The following is a 15,335-nucleotide window of genomic DNA, read 5'->3' as shown; positions in this document are numbered from 1 at the left end:
CTGACTATTATAACCCCTATATACAAATAAACATCAGCAACGGCTACCGTTTTATGGGCACGAATCCTTTTCTTCCCGACCATGTCGAATATTATGTCACCTCTACCATTACGCGTGAGACGGACATGCAGCGGCGCCTGCGTGAGGAAACGCAGACAATGCCTTATCATGTGATGCAAGTAACACCAGACGAAGGTGCGTTTCTTGCTATGCTGGTGGCGATGACCGGTGCCCGGCGTGTGCTTGAGATCGGCACTTTCACCGGCTATAGTGCACTGGCCATGGCGATGGCGTTACCGGAAGACGGTCTGCTGGTGGCATGCGACACAAACGAAGAATGGACGAATATCGGCAGGCGTTACTGGCGTGAGGCCGGTGTAGAAGATAAGATTGATCTGCGACTAGGCCGCGCGCAGGAGACGCTCGATGCAATGCTGGAAGAAGGCATAGCAGATGTGTTTGACCTCGCATTTATCGATGCCGATAAACAGGGGTATAATGCATACTACGAAACCTGCCTGCAGCTTGTGCGGCCCGGCGGGATCATTGCAATCGACAATGCTTTGTGGGGCGGTGCGGTTGCCATGTCGGAGGATAATGAAGCGTCCACGCGTGCGCTGCGGGCTCTTAATCTGAAAATACGTAACGATGCGCGTGTGGATGCCTGCCTGCTTACGGTGGCCGACGGGATTATGCTTGCCCGCAAACGTGGGTAAAAGTCTACTATGCCTTGCCCGGCCTAGCGACTTTTGAAACCGTTTATGAGGGAATTTTAATCTGATTTTCATGACGGCTTCATGGAAAAGCGCTATCCTGACGGAAAGAAGGAATACCGTATGCGTGCGCTGATAGTGGAAGATGAAGAGAAGATGTCCGGTATTGTGGCCAGAGGGCTGAAGGCCGAAGGCTTCGCAGTGGATATTGCGTCCGATGGTAAGCAAGGGCTGGAATTTGCGACCTCTTATAACTACGATGTGATTATTCTCGATATCATGCTGCCGGGTCTCAGCGGCAGCGAGGTGCTTGCGCGTATCCGTCAGCATGACCGGCAGGTTCCTATCCTGATGCTGACGGCGATGGGTTCGGTCTCCGATAAGGTGAAACATTTCGATGCCGGTGCGGATGACTATCTCACCAAGCCGTTTGCGTTCGCAGAGCTGCTCATGCGCATCCGTGCGCTTTTGCGGCGTGCACCGGCGCAGCGTATGGATATCATTAAGATCGCAGACCTTGAAATTGACCGGCTTGCGCGGCAGGTGCGGCGCGGGGGCAAGCGTATAGAACTCAGCGCCAAAGAATACGGGCTGCTTGAATATCTGGCAGCCAATAGCGGTCAGGTGCTTTCACGCACGATGATTATCGAGCATGTATGGGACCAAAGCTTCGAGGGATTGACGAATATTGTGGATGTGTATGTCAAGCAGCTGCGTAACAAGATTGACGAACCGTTTGTAACCAAACTTATTAAAACGATAAGGGGCGTCGGTTACATGGTGACGGACGAGGAGGGGGCGTGAATATACGTTCCATCTATTTTCGGCTTATTCTGTGGTATAGCGGCCTCGTAGTATTGCTGGCCCTTGTGTTTGCCGGGTATCTTTACCGGGGGCTGGAGGTGCGGCTTTATGCGCAGATGGAGCACACACTTGCCCGTCGTGCTCATCAGATCGCTTATGATATTCTGCCTCTGAATGCTAATGCACCTGCGATGCTGGCAAAGCAGATCGAGGATGTATATTCCCCGGAAGCCAATAATCGTTTCATCCGTATATCAGAGGGCGGAGGCAACGTTGTTTATCGCAGCGGTGTGCCGAAGGATGGCGGTTTTAATCCCCAGATGATTCCACAGTCCGGGGCATATACGCCGCCGCGGCGTATGGTACCTATTGCGGATGGCAGTGACATGCTGGTGGTGGCAGTGCCGTCAGAAGTGCAAAGGCGGCATTTGGTTGTGGAGATGGGGTTTGCGACCAATGACGTAAAAGCTACGCTGGATGGGCTGCTCGCCATATTGCTGTTGGGACTTCCTGCTGTAATTCTCATCGTTTCTGTTGGCGGCTATGTGCTTGTGCGCCGCACACTCAGGCCCGTAGAAAATATGCGCGCGAAAGCGGAAAAGATCACATTCGGTAATTTAAGCAATCGACTGCCCGTAGCTGAAACGGGGGATGAGCTGGAGCATCTGGCCGTCACGCTAAACCAGATGCTTGGACGCCTGGATGACGCTTACCAACAGGCAAGTCGCTTTTCGGCAGACGCTTCACATGAATTGCGTACGCCACTGGCTATTATGCGCGGCGAACTTGAGTCCATCGCTCAGGATGAAGCGCTTTCAGGAACACAGTGTGAGCGTATTGGCAGCGTACTGGAAGAGGTGGAGCGGCTTTCACGCATTGCGGAAAACCTGCTGGCTATTTCGCGTCTGGATGCCGGGGAAGCGAAAATCGCACATGAACGGTTTGATCTTGCGGCGCTGGTGAAGGGGACGGTCGAGCAGATGGCGCTGCTTGCGGAGGAAAAACGTATCCGTCTGACGGTGAAGGTTGAAGGGCCGGCGGAGCTTTATGGCGATCGGGCTAAGATCAAACAGGTGGTGGTGAACCTGCTGGACAATGCGATCAAATATACGCAGGAAGACGGCAGCGTCATGATTCATGCCTATGCGCAGCAAGGAAAAGCCATTCTTGAGATTATCGATAATGGGATCGGTATTCCGGCGGCGGAGTTACCGCATATCTTCGAGCGGTTTTACCGGGCCGATAAAGTGCGCTCGCGCCAGATGGGCGGGGCAGGGCTCGGTCTCTCCATCGTGCGTGCAATCTGCCAGGCGCATGGTGGAACCGTTGAAATGATGAGCACGGAAGGCAAAGGCAGTGCCTGCCGCGTGGAATTACCGCTGGCTGCGGCTGAAACCGCCTGAAAAACTCTTTTATGAGCGAATTTTAATTTAACCCTCATAATATTCTCATGTTGCATCGCTAGGATGGCTGGAAACAATAATCCTTGGGAGGTGCGGCAGGATGTCTTTCGTGCGTTATATGCTCAAACATCCCTATACGGTCATGGCGGTGCTGATACTGGTGACTATTCTCGGAATCGGTGCAGGTTTGCGCATGCCGGTGGATATCTTTCCGGAAATCGACATTCCCGTGGTCAGTGTCGTATGGACGTATAGCGGCATGGATGCCAAGGATATCCAGAACCGGATTCTCACGCTGCATGAGCGCCAGATGGCTTCGCTCGTGGACAATATCTCTCATATCGAGGCGACAAGCTACAACGGGGTCGGCGTAGAAAAAGTCTATCTGCATGAAGGTGCGGATGTAACGCGCGCCATCTCGCAATTGGCAAGCAGTGCGCTTGTGGTGCTCAAATATATGCCGCGCGGTATCACTCCGCCGCTGGTGCTGCGCTACGGCGCTACGGACGTGCCGATCATCCAGCTCAGCCTTTCCAGTGATGCGCTGCCGGATACGAAGCTCAACGATCTGGGGCAGAATATCATTCGTCCTGATCTGGCGGTCGTGCACGGGGCGGAAGTGCCGTATCCTTACGGCGGCAAGCCGCGCGTCATTATGGCAGACCTGAATAAGGAAGCACTACAGGCGCGCGGGCTTTCCCCGGCTGATGTCAGCAATGCGCTGCAGCGGCAGAATGTCATTCTTCCTGCAGGTGACGTAAAGATCGGCCAGAAAGATTATACACTGGCGATGAATAACAGCCCCGATGTGCTTACTGATATCAACGCTTTTCCGATCAAAGTGGTGAACGGCAAGACCGTCTTCATGCGTGATGTGGCGCATGTACATGACGGGTTCCAGGTGCAGACCAACTCCGTTTCTGTCAACGGCAAGCCGGGCGCGCTGATGGTGATACGCAAAACCGGTGGTGTTTCGACGCTGGCTGTGATTGACGGCGTGCGTAATGCGCTGCCGGAAATCATGCATATGATGCCGCAGGGCGTTTCGATCAAGGCAATTTTCGATCAGTCCGTCTTTGTAAAAGCGGCACTTAACAGCGTGGTCATGGGCGGTATGATGGCTGCAGGACTGACCGCGCTGATGATCCTGCTGTTCCTGGGCAACTGGCGCCTGACATTGATTATTCTCGCGTCTATTCCGCTTTCCATCATTGCAGCGGTGCTGGTGATGTACTGCGATAAACAGACGCTTAACACGATGACGCTTGGCGGGTTCGCGCTGGCAGTGGGCATTCTCGTGGATAACGGCACGGTTGTGATCGAGAATATCGAGCGCCACCTGCATGAAGGCGCTGCGCTTGAAGATGCGATTATCGGTGGTGCGGGCGAGGTCGGCGTGCCGACGATGCTTTCGACTTTCTGTATCTGCATTGTGTTCATTCCGATTTTCCTACTGAACGGCGCGGCGAAATACCTGTTCTCTCCGCTTTCGCTTTCAGTTTGCGTCTCGCTTGTGGCGAGCCTGTTGCTTTCGTTCACGCTTGTACCGGTACTGTTCCGCTATCTCATGCGCTCTGCGCCTGTGGCCAAGAAAAATACGGAATGGCTTTCTTCTCCGGTGACGCATGAGGGAAATATCTTCAATACGATTCACCGCAAATTTGAAGGCGGTTTCGATACATTCCGCGAGACATATCGCCATTGCCTTGGCTGGGCATTGTCGCAGCCGAAGCAGGTTGGACTGTTCTTCGGTGCACTGATGCTGGTGTCCCTGTTGCTGTTTCCGGCACTTGGGAGAGACTTTTTTCCGCAGGTAGATGCGGGGCAGATGCGCCTGCATGTGCGCACACAGCCGGGAACACGTCTGGAGCAAACTCAAGTCTACTTCGCGCAAGTAGAGGCTTATATACGTCATGCGGTAGGCAACCGCGAGATTGATGTCATTCTCGATAATATCGGGCTGCCTTACAGCGGCATCAACACTGCGCTTAGCGATTCGGCCACGGTCGGGCCGATGGATGGTGAGATCCTCATTTCACTGAAGAAAGATCATGCTCCCACCGCGGGTCTCATGGCGAAGCTGCGTCGCGAGCTGCCGCAGCATTTCCCCAGTGTGCAGTTTTTCTTCCAGCCTGCGGATATTGTGGACCAGGTGCTGAATTTCGGCCAACCAGCGCCGATCGATATCCGTATCTCGGGCCATAATGGTGAGGCAGCCTATGCACTGGCATCCAAATTGGCGCATGATTTGAAGGCGGTAGCAGGGGTGGTGGATTCGCATGTATTCCAGGTGCCTGACGCGCCATCGCTCACGGTGGATGTCAATCGCACGCTTGCCATGCAGTTCGGACTCAGCCAGAAGACGCTCGCGAGCAATGTGCTGGTGACCACGAATTCCAGCGCGCAAAGCATGCCGAATTTCTGGATCGACCCGCATAACAATGTCAGCTATCCGCTGGTCGTGCAGATGCCTGCTTACCATATCGACTCTACGGATGATCTTTGGGCGATGCCTGTAGCGTCGGGTGAGCACGGTGCCAAGCAACAGCTGCTTATGAATGTGGCGAAGTTCAGCCGCGGCGCGGTTCCGCTGGTCATGTCGCAATATAATATACGCCCCGTGTTTGACGTGAATGCAGATGTGCAGGGACGCGATCTTAACTCTGTAGCTGCAGATATCGACAAAGTGATTGCGAAGGATAAACCGGATGCTGCTTCGGGGCTTACGATCACGCTCGGCGGGCAGGTGGAGACGATGCGCGAGAGTTATAGCGGTCTGTTCTCCGGCATGGCGTTTGCGGTGGTGCTGATTTATCTGTTCCTTGTCATTAATTTCCAGAGCTGGACCGATCCGCTGATCGTGCTGATGGCGGTGCCGTTCGCGCTCGGCGGCGTGATGTGGATGCTCTATCTCACGCAGACGCATTTAAGCGTTCCGGCTTTGATGGGCACGATCATGTGTATCGGTCTTACGACGGCCAACAGTATTCTCGTCGTGACGTTCGCGAACCAGCGTCTGGAAGCGGGTAATAGTCCGTGGGTTGCCGCGGAGATCGCAGGGTTCACGCGTCTGCGTCCGGTGCTTATGACGGCAGGCGCGATGGTGCTTGGCATGATCCCGATGGCGCTTGGCATCGGTGAAGGCGGTGAGCAGAATGCGCCGCTTGCGCGTGCGGTCATCGGCGGGCTGATATTTGCCACATTTGCAACCCTCGTATTTGTGCCGGTCATGTACCGGCTACTGCCGCACAAGCCTAGAGGCAGTGAAGCCATAACCCCTCACAGGAGAAATTCCCATGCAACAGCCTAACACGGATATGCAGGAGAATTACACGGATGCACCCGCTCATGGCAATGTGAGCCCGTTTCCTTCGCGTGCTTATACCGAGCGGCAGATACATAAATATGCCAAGTATTTTGTGATTGCGCTGGTGGCCGGATTCGCGGTGACGCATGTCATCAAGATGATTGACGAGCATCGCTTGGAAAAGATGGCTGAGGCGGAGGCTTCCGCACCGCCGCTCGTGGAAGCGATCACTGTGGCTAAAGCGCCGTCCACGCTTGCTTTCACATTGCCGGGGGAGACGGCGGCCTGGTATGAAAGCACGATCTATGCGCGTGTGAACGGGTATGTGGCATCCTGGAATGCAGATATCGGCGATCAGGTGAAGAAGGGGCAGGTGCTTGCCACAATTGAGACGCCGGAGCTGGATGCGCAGCTGGTTTCCGCGCAGGCGCTTATCTCCTCGCGCCAGGCAGCAGTGGAGTTTGCAAAGACGACCTATGACCGCTGGCGCAACTCTCCCAAAGGAGTGGTGTCGGAGCAGGAACGCGAAGCAAAGAAAGCGGCCTATACCAGTGCACTTGCGCAGCTTAATCAGGCGAAAGCGGATGTCGACCGTTATATGGCACTGGCGAAATTCAAGGAAGTGAAAGCGCCTTATGACGGCAAGATCATTAAGCGCAATATCGATATTGGCAATCTGGTAACGGCAGGCAGCACGGACAGCACAACACCGCTTTACGAGATTGCGCAGAACGATCCGATGCGTGTATTCGTGGATGTGCCGCAAAGCGCTGCGCAGGATATTAAGAACGGTGTTGCCGCCCATATCACGGCCGGCAGCCTGCAGGGGCAGGTGTTTGACGGCAAGGTGGCGCGTACGGCAGAGGCCATCGATCCGCAGGCGCGCACGCTCAAGGTGGAGGTGGATCTTCCGAATCCTAAGCAGGCGCTGGTGCCGGGCATGTATGTGGATGTTGCGTTCGATGTGCCGCAGCAGGGCATGGTGGAAGTGCCTGCTTCTGCGCTCGTTTTCCGTGCGCATGGTCCTGAGGTGGCTGTGATAGGTAAGGACGGAAAAGTAGCATTTCGTTCCGTTGCGATTGCGCGCGATAACGGCAGCACGCTGGAAATCGCCTCAGGCATTGCGCCCGGCGATCAGGTGGCGCTCAATATCAGCAATCAAGTTATGGAAGGTGAGGCGGTGAAGGTCAGCGAATATCACGAAGGTGTGCAGGATGCGGACAAAGCAAAAGAATAAACTCTTACGCTTCGGGTTGTTATGTGCCACGTCCGGCCTACTTCTAACCGGTTGTGCCGTCGGGCCTGATTATCATCCGCCGCAGATGCAGATGCCCGACGCGTTTGTCGGTGTGGCAGGCGGGAAGGCTAAAAAAGGCAACGTTGTTATGGTTGCGCAGTGGTGGAAGACGCTGAATGATGAAACGTTAAACGCTTTGATCGATAAGGCGATTAAAGCGAATCCTGAGCTTGGTATTGCGCTGGATCACGTGCAGCAGGCGCGCGAGCAGGAAGCTGTGGTGCTGGGACATGCATTGCCGTTGGCGGGCGCAAGCGCGGGCGGGGCAGGTGGCACCGGTAGCGATCTTGCGCGCGGTAGGGTGTCGCAGGCATTGATATCCGGTCAGAATCTTGATGGCTTTTCGCATGTTAATGAGATTTACGGTTTCGATGCAGGATGGGAACTGGATCTGTTCGGAAAATATCGCCGCGAATTTGAAGCGGCGGGATATGACGAAGAGGCGGCAGAAGCAGCGCGCAATAATGTGCTGATTACCATTGTGGCCGATATTGTGCGAACCTATGCCGATATGCGTGGACTGCAAATGCAGCAGGCGGTGCTGGAGAAAAATATCGAGGCAGCGCAACGTTATGTCTATTTCGTGAAGCAGCGTTATGATCGCGGTATTACAAACGGACTTGATCTCAACATCGCCATGCGTGAGCAGGCGGGACTGGAAGCGCGGCGCGCGCCGCTTATGGCCCAGGTGAAGGCAACACAATATACGATTGCCGTGCTGTGCGGCGAATTCCCGGAGAATATGGTAACTGAACTTTCCAAACCCGGGCAGATTCCACCGCTGCCGCCGGAACTCTCTACCGGCGTGCCGCTGGACTTATTGCGTAACCGTCCGGACATACGTGAAGCCGAGCGCAGCCTTGCTTCCGCGACAGCGCATGTGGGTGTGGCGGTGGCCGACCTGTTCCCGCATTTTTCGCTCACAGGCGGGGCAGGCGAACAGGCATACGGGCTCGGGCTTCATCCCGGCCAGCATAGTTTCATCTGGTCGTTTGGTCCTTCGGCAAGTATGCCGCTTTTGGATTTCGGCGCGCTGGATGCTGCCGTGCATGTTGCGGATTTCCAAGCGCACGCGCAACTGCAGCAATATAAGCAGACCGTGCTGAATGCCGTGCGCGAGGCGGATATTGCCGCCAGCGATTACGCGGCGCAGCAGGAGCGGCTGAAGAATCTTGAAACGGCATTGAAGGCGAGCCAGCAGGCGGTTAGCATTGCGGCACAGCGTTTCGACCGGGGGCTCACAGACTCGCTGAACGTGATCGATGCACAGCGCCAGCAATATGATCTGGAGCAGCAATATGTGATCGCACAGCAGACAGCGGCGGAGCGGTTTGTGGATCTCTACAAGGCGCTTGGCAGCGGATGGGAGCAGTACCAGAAACTGCCGGATGTGCCGACGCCGTTGCCTGCTGTAATTGCGGCGCTGAAGCGTACGGTGAGTTCGGGTGATGTAGGGAAGTAGGTTTTAGATCACCCCGAGCTTCTTCCCGGTTTTCTCAAATATGTTGAGAGCATGTTCGATCTGTTCATCCGTCAGGGAAGCGCACATCTGGATGCGGAGTCTTGCTGCGCCTTCGGGGACAACGGGGTAGCCGAATCCGGTGATGAAGATGCCCTCTTCGAGCAGCGCTTTGCTTAAGCGGATGGCGAAGGCCGTATCGCCGACAATGATGGGAACGATGGCCGATTCGCCTTCGAGCGGTTTGAAGCCGATGCGTTTGAGTCCTTCACGCATATTGTGTGTGATGGTGTGCAGCCGTTCCACACGCTGTGGCTCGCGCTCCAGTATCTCGATTGCTTTGCCAGCGCTTGCGGCAATCGTGGCGGGCAAGGCGTTGGAGAAAAGCTGTGGACGTGAAACCTGCTGCAGGTAATCGATCAATGTGCGCGAGCCTGCGACATAACCTCCCGCTGCGCCGCCGAGTGCCTTGCCAAGCGTGCCGGTGACGATATGAATATCTTTTTCCACGCCGAAATGTTCTGCCGTGCCGCGTCCGTGTTTGCCCATGACGCCTACGCCGTGTGAGTCGTCCAGTATGATGGAGGCATTATATTGTTTGGCGAGGGCGATGATCTCCGGCAGTTTCGCAATATCGCCTTCCATGCTGAACACACCGTCGGTTACGATGAATACGCGCCGTGCGTCCTTGGCTTCTTCGAGCTTCTTTTTCAGCTCAGCCATGTCGGAATGTTTGTAGACATAGCGTTTGGCTTTTGCCATGCGGCAACCGTCAATCAGCGAAGCGTGGTTCAGCTCATCGCTGATGAGCGCATCTTCCGCGGTGGCAACAGCGGGAATCAGGCCGGTGTTGGCCGTCCAGCAGGAAACATAGGTCAATGCTGCTTCCGTATGGTGCAGTTTGGCAAGTGCCGCCTCGATTTTATCATGAATGGAAAATGTGCCGCAGATGAAACGCACCGATGCTGTGCCTGCGCCGTATTCGTCCAGCGCCTGTTTGCCTGCTTCAATCACTTCCGGATGGTTAGCGAGTCCGAGATAATTATTGGAGGAGAGCACCAACACATGGCCGCGTTCCTCCATATCGACTTCCGTATCCATCGGCGAAGCGATGTGGCGGTAGCTCTTGAGCGTACCGGCTTGTTCCATCTTTTTCAGTTCTGCCTGCAGCGAAGTGTTGAGATCGACAGTCATAATTATTCCTCCCAGTCGAGGATGATTTTACCCGACTCGCCCTTACGCATGATGTCGAACCCTTTTTGGAAATCGCGATAGGAGAAACGATGCGTGATGACGGGCGCGATATCCATTCCGCTTTGCAGCATTGCCGTGAGCTTGTACCAGGTTTCGAACATCTGGCGGCCATAGATGCCTTTGATCGTGAGGCCTTTGAAGACAACCGTGTCCCAATCCACGCCAGTGTTGCTGGGCTGAATACCCAGCATCGCAATCTTGCCGCCATGCGCCATGGATTCGATCATCAGGTTTAGCGCCTGAGGATTGCCGGACATTTCCAGCCCGACATCGAACCCCTCGGTCATATGCAGTTTTTTCATTACATCGCGTATATCGTCCTTCGCCACGTTCAGAGCAGCGGTGACATTGACAGATTGCGCGAGCTGGAGGCGGTAGGGGTTAATATCCGTGATCACAATGTGACGTGCTCCGGCATGGCGCGCCATGAGCGCCGCCATGATGCCGATAGGGCCAGCGCCTGTGATAAGCACGTCTTCGCCTATCAGGTCGAACGAGAGAGCGGTATGAGCCGCGTTACCTAACGGGTCAAAGATGGCGAAATATTCGAGGGGGAGCGTGCTGCTGCAAGGCCAGACATTGATGGCAGGAACTGCAACATATTCCGCGAATGCACCGTCGCGGTTCACGCCGATGCCGAGCGTATGCGCGCACAGATGCCGCCTTCCGGCAAGGCAGTTGCGGCAATGGCCGCAGACGATATGGCCTTCGGCGCTGACAAGGTCACCCACTTTGAAGCCGGTTACATTGCTGCCGATTTCCGTGATACGGCCGACGAATTCATGGCCGATGACCGTTGGAATCTGGATTGTTTTCTGGGCCCAGGCATCCCAGTTATAAATATGCAGATCCGTGCCGCAAATGCCGGTCTTGAGGACTTTGACCAGTACATCATTAATGCCGAAGGCAGGCACGGGCACATCCGCCAACCATAGGCCTTCCTGAGCTTTTGATTTTACCAGTGCTTTCATTGAATGACTTGCCCTGTAAATTCTACTGCTAGTAAAGATACTATATTTCTAGCGTATTATAAATGTAATTCGTTAAACAAATTATGGGTTACACAAATCTTTGTTTCCCAGATTATGCATGCACCACTGGATAGCTTTTTTCTCGCGAGGATGTCGCCACCAAAATTGATAGGCGGTGCGGTCTGACGGATTATCTTTTGGAGTAAACTTATAAACAGCCGTGAAATTTGCAAATGAATTGTGTTGTTCAACAATATCCGTTCTATTTGGAAGTTGAATGATAAGCCGGTTCGGTTCTTCGTATCTTTCCTGTAGTGGAGTTTGGATATCACTGAGCCGGAGAATTAAAACATGTTCTCCTGTTGTCGTATTATTAGCGGTTATATCGAGCCAACCACTTCCTCCAGCGGGGCTTGGGTTTCCCATAACTCGGTTACGTATAACCCATGACGAGTTGGGAATAGACAGATCTGCAAGGTTGCTTATTCCTTCACCTTCACCGTTATTCAGGGCATAACCAGAAGGGTTTAGACAGAACGTCATTCCTAGAGCAATAAGAAGAATACAGGTGGCATGAATGATATATTTGGTAGAAATTACTGTCATTTGCTAGCTTTGATTTTACCGTTGATATAAGCGTTATATCCCATGATAATGAATTTGTCATTGCGTGGATTGCTAAGCCATGGTTTTTCAAGACTTGTATCAAAAGGATTTGTTACAATATTGGTGCGTGAGGAGAAAACATTTCGAGAGTTTATGGTTGCTGCTGCGTTCAGAAGCTCAGACAGCGAATAACCAGCGGCAGCGCCTACAACGCCGTAATTGAAATTGCCAAAATCAATATAATTTCTGTTGATAAGTGGATTCCCATTTTTATCTGATTGATTGCTGTATGTTCGTTGGTAATCCATAGAACCATCGGGCATAAAGGCAGCAAACATGTGGCCTGATCTCAGGTAAGAGTTTGAAAGTTCTTCGCCCCATTTTGCATTATCATTTAATGATACATCAGCAGGCATCAAGATGGGTTTTCCGGTTGTTGGGTCTATAACAGTAGTGCCATCATCCAGTTTTACAGATGTAGGCTTAACCAAAGATTTATTGTTACTATTATCCACCGTTGTATCGGTCATGATTTGGTTGGAATCTGCTACCTGATATTCACCATTATGATCTGATGCGGCAGTACTGCTGTCACCTTCATTTGTCCACTGTCCGCCGTTGCGATTGCCTGCAGGGATGCGTGGTTGTTCGGGAGAATATTTATAGAGTGGAATTGGGGTGGCAAGCGCGAGTAACATTCTTACCTGTGCCAGTGCAGGGATATGGTGCATATCGTGCGGTGTTTGCGCATCCCAGTCAGCATCCTGCACTTTCGCCATTAGCTCTCCCGCGCGATTGAGATAGCGAATTGTATGAGGCGTTATGATATCGTTGCCATAGGCTGATGCCAGTGTTTTGGTTAGTTGCTGTGCGTGAATGAAAAATGCTCCGTCCTGTCGCCGTTTGGCCATCAGGTTGCCAGCCAGTGTCAGCCCCTCGGGAGTTACGTCGAAGAGAGGAAGATTCTTGTGCTGCATAGAACTACCATTTTAAGTGGGCGGTAATTCCATAATAGGGTAGGAATGGGATTTTGTTAAGGGGGGTATTCCCGCATTTTAATGCTATGCGTAACTGACTATTTACTATCGTAGTGGAAGTCGGATGCATATAATGCATACCCCGTTTTGAGTGAGGATAGAAATGAGTAAGGCATTTACAAAAGAGACGGATGGCGATAACGAACCGGAAGTGCCGGAGGAACCGCAATCCGTTGCGCCTGTGAAGCATTATATGACGCCTACGGGTTTTAAGACCCTGCAGGACGAGCTGAAGAAGCTTTTGCGTGAAGAACGCCCGAAGGTGGTGGAAGTGGTCGCGTGGGCGGCAGGCAATGGTGACCGCTCGGAGAATGGCGATTATATTTACGGCAAGAAGCGGTTGCGCGAGATCGACCGTCGTATCCGTTATCTGACCAAGCGTCTGGACAATGCGGAAGTGGTCGACCCTGCGCGGCAGCAGGGAATTGAGCGCGTGTTTTTCGGTGCGACGGTAACGTACGCGCGTGAAGACGATACGGAGCATACGGTGACGCTCGTGGGTGTGGACGAAGCGGATATGGCGCAAGGCAAGATCAGCTGGCAGACGCCGGTGGCCAAAGCGCTTATGAAATCGCAGGCGGGGGATACGGTGGAACTGCGCACGCCTGCCGGGGTAGAAAGCATCGATGTGCTGGAAGTGCGCTATATCATACGGGAGGAATAACATGGCGAAGGCGGCAAAACGCAAGAAAGTCGAAGCGGAAGCATTTAGCGGGTTCAGCAAACAGGCGCTTGGATTCTTCAAAAACCTGGCATTCTACCAGAGCCGTGACTGGTTTCTGGAGAACAAGGAAATTTACGATACACAGGTGATGGTGCCTTTGCGTGCGCTGGTCGGGGAACTGGCCGGGGAGATGGAAAAGCTGGGGTTACCGCTTACAGGTGATCCAAAACGTTCGATCTTCCGGATTTACCGCGATGTGCGTTTCTCAAAAGACAAAACACCATATAAGACTCACGCAAGCATGGTGCTCATGCGCGACGATCGCAAGCTTTCGCCGGGCATGGTGTATGTGCATATCGACCCGGAAGGTTCGTTCGTTGCGATGGGGACGTATCACCCGGAACCGGATATGCTGGCGGCGTTGCGCGGTTCGATTGTGAAGTCGCAGAAACGCTGGCTGGGGATTGTGAAAGATATGGAAAGGCAGGGGCTGGAGCTGTCGCAGGAGGAAATGCTGACGCGGTTGCCGCGCGGCTTTGACGATTATGCCGATAGTCCTGTGGCGCATCATCTCAAAATGCGTTCGCTGGTTACGCGGCGTGATTTACCCGCTTCCGTGGTCGGCAGTCGTAAGCTCATTAAGGCCGTGACGGATTTCGTGGAAGAAGGCAGGAAGTTCCTCGAATTCAACTGGTCGGCGGAGGACCATATGAGATCGGAGAAGAAGTAGGGTATTTGTTGGTGTAAGGGGGGCGCGAGTTCGTTGCCCCCTTCGCTTACGCTTATCCCCTCTGAAGGAGTCGTCGCTTCGCTCCTTCGCGTATCCACGCATTATAGGTTAAGCTATCGTCCTGTCGTTTTAATAACAGGCGTATTTTCCAGCGTGCGCTGTACGGGACATTTGGCGGCGATTTCTATGAGTTTGGTTCTCTGCTCTGCGGTCAGCTTATCGCCATAGAGAGTGATGTCTTTAGTAAAAATGTCTGCTTTGATCCTGCTGCCTGGGGTCGCTTCTTTATGGTGAGTGAGGTTTACTTCCACTTTATCCAGCGGCCAGTTCTCACGGGCGGCATACCAGCGTATCGTCATCGCCGTGCATTCGCCGAGTGCGGCGGTCAGCAGGTCGAACGGTGCGGGGCCAAGATTACCGCCGTTTGCATCCAGCGGTTCATCCCCTTTAATCATGTGGCCGGAAACGTTAATGTTAACGGCGAATTTGCTTTCGCCTGTTTCCTCGACATGCGCCGTGATCTGTTGCTCTGCCATATTTTATTTCCTGATATGGGTTATGAATTGTTCCACCAGTTTTTTGAGCTGCTGTGTGGGCTTTTCTTCTTTCAGTTTGCCCTGTTCATCAAATGCCGTGCTTGCGTTTTGCAGCCCCATCATATTCGGGAAGACATGCACGCCCAGCACCTCGAACGGCACGCGCGTGTGCCAGAGGCTGCGCACGCCACCCAGTGCTCCGGGCGATGCAGCCAGCAGGAGCAGCGGCTTATTCGTAAGCGAAACGGGTTTTTCGCGTGAGAGCCAATCTACTACATTTTTCAGAATTCCGGGGATGCTGCCGTTATATTCCGGCGTGGAGATAATCAGCGCATCGGCAGCAGCGATCCTTTTAGCAAGCGCAGAGGTTGTTTCAGGGATGCCGGTGGTGCTTTCGATATCGCCGTCATAAGGCGGCATAGGGTAATCTTTTAAGTCGACAAATTCCGTTTCAGCACCTGCTTCCCGGGCAAAGCGCATGGCCTCGCGGACGAACTTCTTGTTGTAGGAATCTTTGCGCAGTGCACCTGCGAAGCACAGGAGTTTCATGGCAG

At 53.5% G+C, this 15,335-nt stretch carries 14 protein-coding genes; 8 read left to right on the top strand and 6 right to left on the bottom strand.

The window, feature by feature from the left end:
* Positions 1 to 53: 53 nt before the first annotated feature.
* From VFT64_11570 to VFT64_11545, 6 genes are all read left to right on the top strand, one after another.
* A complete protein-coding gene (locus VFT64_11570) occupies positions 54 to 716 on the top strand; it encodes a class I SAM-dependent methyltransferase (GenBank protein HEU5048467.1) in 663 nt (220 codons plus the stop codon).
* Between the two features lie 120 nt (positions 717 to 836).
* Positions 837 to 1,517 carry a response regulator transcription factor gene (locus tag VFT64_11565; protein ID HEU5048466.1) on the top strand — a complete coding sequence of 227 codons (681 nt, stop codon included), beginning with the start codon at positions 837 to 839 and terminating at the stop codon, positions 1,515 to 1,517.
* Positions 1,514 to 2,920: an ATP-binding protein gene (locus VFT64_11560; GenBank protein ID HEU5048465.1), complete on the top strand. Its 1,407-nt coding sequence runs from the start codon at positions 1,514 to 1,516 to the stop codon at positions 2,918 to 2,920. The genes VFT64_11565 and VFT64_11560 overlap by 4 nt, the downstream gene beginning before the upstream one ends.
* Before the next feature lie 100 nt (positions 2,921 to 3,020).
* Entirely contained in the window at positions 3,021 to 6,230 is a 3,210-nt protein-coding gene (locus VFT64_11555) for an efflux RND transporter permease subunit (protein HEU5048464.1), read from the top strand.
* Complete coding sequence (locus VFT64_11550; protein HEU5048463.1) at positions 6,217 to 7,464, top strand: efflux RND transporter periplasmic adaptor subunit; 1,248 nt, start codon at positions 6,217 to 6,219, stop codon at positions 7,462 to 7,464. The genes VFT64_11555 and VFT64_11550 overlap by 14 nt, the downstream gene beginning before the upstream one ends.
* Positions 7,442 to 8,986 carry an efflux transporter outer membrane subunit gene (locus VFT64_11545; GenBank protein HEU5048462.1) on the top strand — a complete coding sequence of 515 codons (1,545 nt, stop codon included), beginning with the start codon at positions 7,442 to 7,444 and terminating at the stop codon, positions 8,984 to 8,986. Before VFT64_11550 ends, VFT64_11545 begins: the two co-directional genes overlap by 23 nt.
* A 3-nt stretch (positions 8,987 to 8,989) precedes the next feature.
* On the opposite strand, the gene VFT64_11540 is transcribed toward VFT64_11545, so the two are convergent.
* From VFT64_11540 to VFT64_11525, 4 genes are all read right to left on the bottom strand, one after another.
* Positions 8,990 to 10,177 carry a glycine C-acetyltransferase gene (locus tag VFT64_11540; protein HEU5048461.1) on the bottom strand — a complete coding sequence of 396 codons (1,188 nt, stop codon included), beginning with the start codon at positions 10,175 to 10,177 and terminating at the stop codon, positions 8,990 to 8,992.
* 2 nt (positions 10,178 to 10,179) lie between these two features.
* Positions 10,180 to 11,208 (bottom strand): L-threonine 3-dehydrogenase, encoded by a 1,029-nt coding sequence (tdh, locus tag VFT64_11535; protein ID HEU5048460.1) that lies wholly within the window; start codon positions 11,206 to 11,208, stop codon positions 10,180 to 10,182.
* An 81-nt stretch (positions 11,209 to 11,289) separates the two neighbouring features.
* Positions 11,290 to 11,814 (bottom strand): hypothetical protein, encoded by a 525-nt coding sequence (locus VFT64_11530; GenBank protein ID HEU5048459.1) that lies wholly within the window; start codon positions 11,812 to 11,814, stop codon positions 11,290 to 11,292.
* Entirely contained in the window at positions 11,811 to 12,791 is a 981-nt protein-coding gene (locus VFT64_11525; GenBank protein ID HEU5048458.1) for a polymorphic toxin type 44 domain-containing protein, read from the bottom strand. The genes VFT64_11530 and VFT64_11525 overlap by 4 nt, the downstream gene beginning before the upstream one ends.
* A gap of 163 nt (positions 12,792 to 12,954) precedes the next feature.
* Between VFT64_11525 and greB the strand changes: the two genes are divergently transcribed.
* Together greB and VFT64_11515 are read left to right on the top strand one after the other, a co-directional pair.
* The gene (gene greB / locus VFT64_11520; protein HEU5048457.1) at positions 12,955 to 13,515 is read left to right on the top strand and encodes a transcription elongation factor GreB; all 561 of its coding nucleotides are present in this window, start codon (positions 12,955 to 12,957) and stop codon (positions 13,513 to 13,515) included.
* Between the two features lies 1 nt (position 13,516).
* Positions 13,517 to 14,245 carry a TIGR02453 family protein gene (locus tag VFT64_11515; GenBank protein ID HEU5048456.1) on the top strand — a complete coding sequence of 243 codons (729 nt, stop codon included), beginning with the start codon at positions 13,517 to 13,519 and terminating at the stop codon, positions 14,243 to 14,245.
* A gap of 113 nt (positions 14,246 to 14,358) precedes the next feature.
* On the opposite strand, the gene VFT64_11510 is transcribed toward VFT64_11515, so the two are convergent.
* Positions 14,359 to 14,781 (bottom strand): OsmC family protein, encoded by a 423-nt coding sequence (locus VFT64_11510; GenBank protein HEU5048455.1) that lies wholly within the window; start codon positions 14,779 to 14,781, stop codon positions 14,359 to 14,361.
* A gap of 3 nt (positions 14,782 to 14,784) precedes the next feature.
* Positions 14,785 to 15,330 (bottom strand): NAD(P)H-dependent oxidoreductase, encoded by a 546-nt coding sequence (locus VFT64_11505; protein HEU5048454.1) that lies wholly within the window; start codon positions 15,328 to 15,330, stop codon positions 14,785 to 14,787.
* Positions 15,331 to 15,335: the final 5 nt, after the last annotated feature.

The organism is Rickettsiales bacterium (genome assembly GCA_035765535.1).
GTDB lineage: Bacteria > Pseudomonadota > Alphaproteobacteria > Rickettsiales > JABCZZ01 > JABCZZ01.
This window is presented reverse-complemented; position numbering and strand designations above follow the sequence as displayed.

What these genes read in the sequence shown, in the direction of transcription:
- VFT64_11570 (HEU5048467.1), top strand. Translation starts at nt 54, where the DNA reads ATGGGCACGAATCCTTTTCTTCCCGACCATGTCGAATATTATGTCACC.
- VFT64_11565 (HEU5048466.1), top strand. Translation starts at nt 837, where the DNA reads ATGCGTGCGCTGATAGTGGAAGATGAAGAGAAGATGTCCGGTATTGTG.
- VFT64_11555 (HEU5048464.1), top strand. Translation starts at nt 3,021, where the DNA reads ATGTCTTTCGTGCGTTATATGCTCAAACATCCCTATACGGTCATGGCG.
- VFT64_11550 (HEU5048463.1), top strand. Translation starts at nt 6,217, where the DNA reads ATGCAACAGCCTAACACGGATATGCAGGAGAATTACACGGATGCACCC.
- VFT64_11545 (HEU5048462.1), top strand. Translation starts at nt 7,442, where the DNA reads ATGCGGACAAAGCAAAAGAATAAACTCTTACGCTTCGGGTTGTTATGT.
- VFT64_11540 (HEU5048461.1), bottom strand. Translation starts at nt 10,177, where the DNA reads ATGACTGTCGATCTCAACACTTCGCTGCAGGCAGAACTGAAAAAGATG.
- tdh (HEU5048460.1), bottom strand. Translation starts at nt 11,208, where the DNA reads ATGAAAGCACTGGTAAAATCAAAAGCTCAGGAAGGCCTATGGTTGGCG.
- VFT64_11530 (HEU5048459.1), bottom strand. Translation starts at nt 11,814, where the DNA reads ATGACAGTAATTTCTACCAAATATATCATTCATGCCACCTGTATTCTT.
- VFT64_11525 (HEU5048458.1), bottom strand. Translation starts at nt 12,791, where the DNA reads ATGCAGCACAAGAATCTTCCTCTCTTCGACGTAACTCCCGAGGGGCTG.
- greB (HEU5048457.1), top strand. Translation starts at nt 12,955, where the DNA reads ATGAGTAAGGCATTTACAAAAGAGACGGATGGCGATAACGAACCGGAA.
- VFT64_11515 (HEU5048456.1), top strand. Translation starts at nt 13,517, where the DNA reads ATGGCGAAGGCGGCAAAACGCAAGAAAGTCGAAGCGGAAGCATTTAGC.
- VFT64_11510 (HEU5048455.1), bottom strand. Translation starts at nt 14,781, where the DNA reads ATGGCAGAGCAACAGATCACGGCGCATGTCGAGGAAACAGGCGAAAGC.
- VFT64_11505 (HEU5048454.1), bottom strand. Translation starts at nt 15,330, where the DNA reads ATGAAACTCCTGTGCTTCGCAGGTGCACTGCGCAAAGATTCCTACAAC.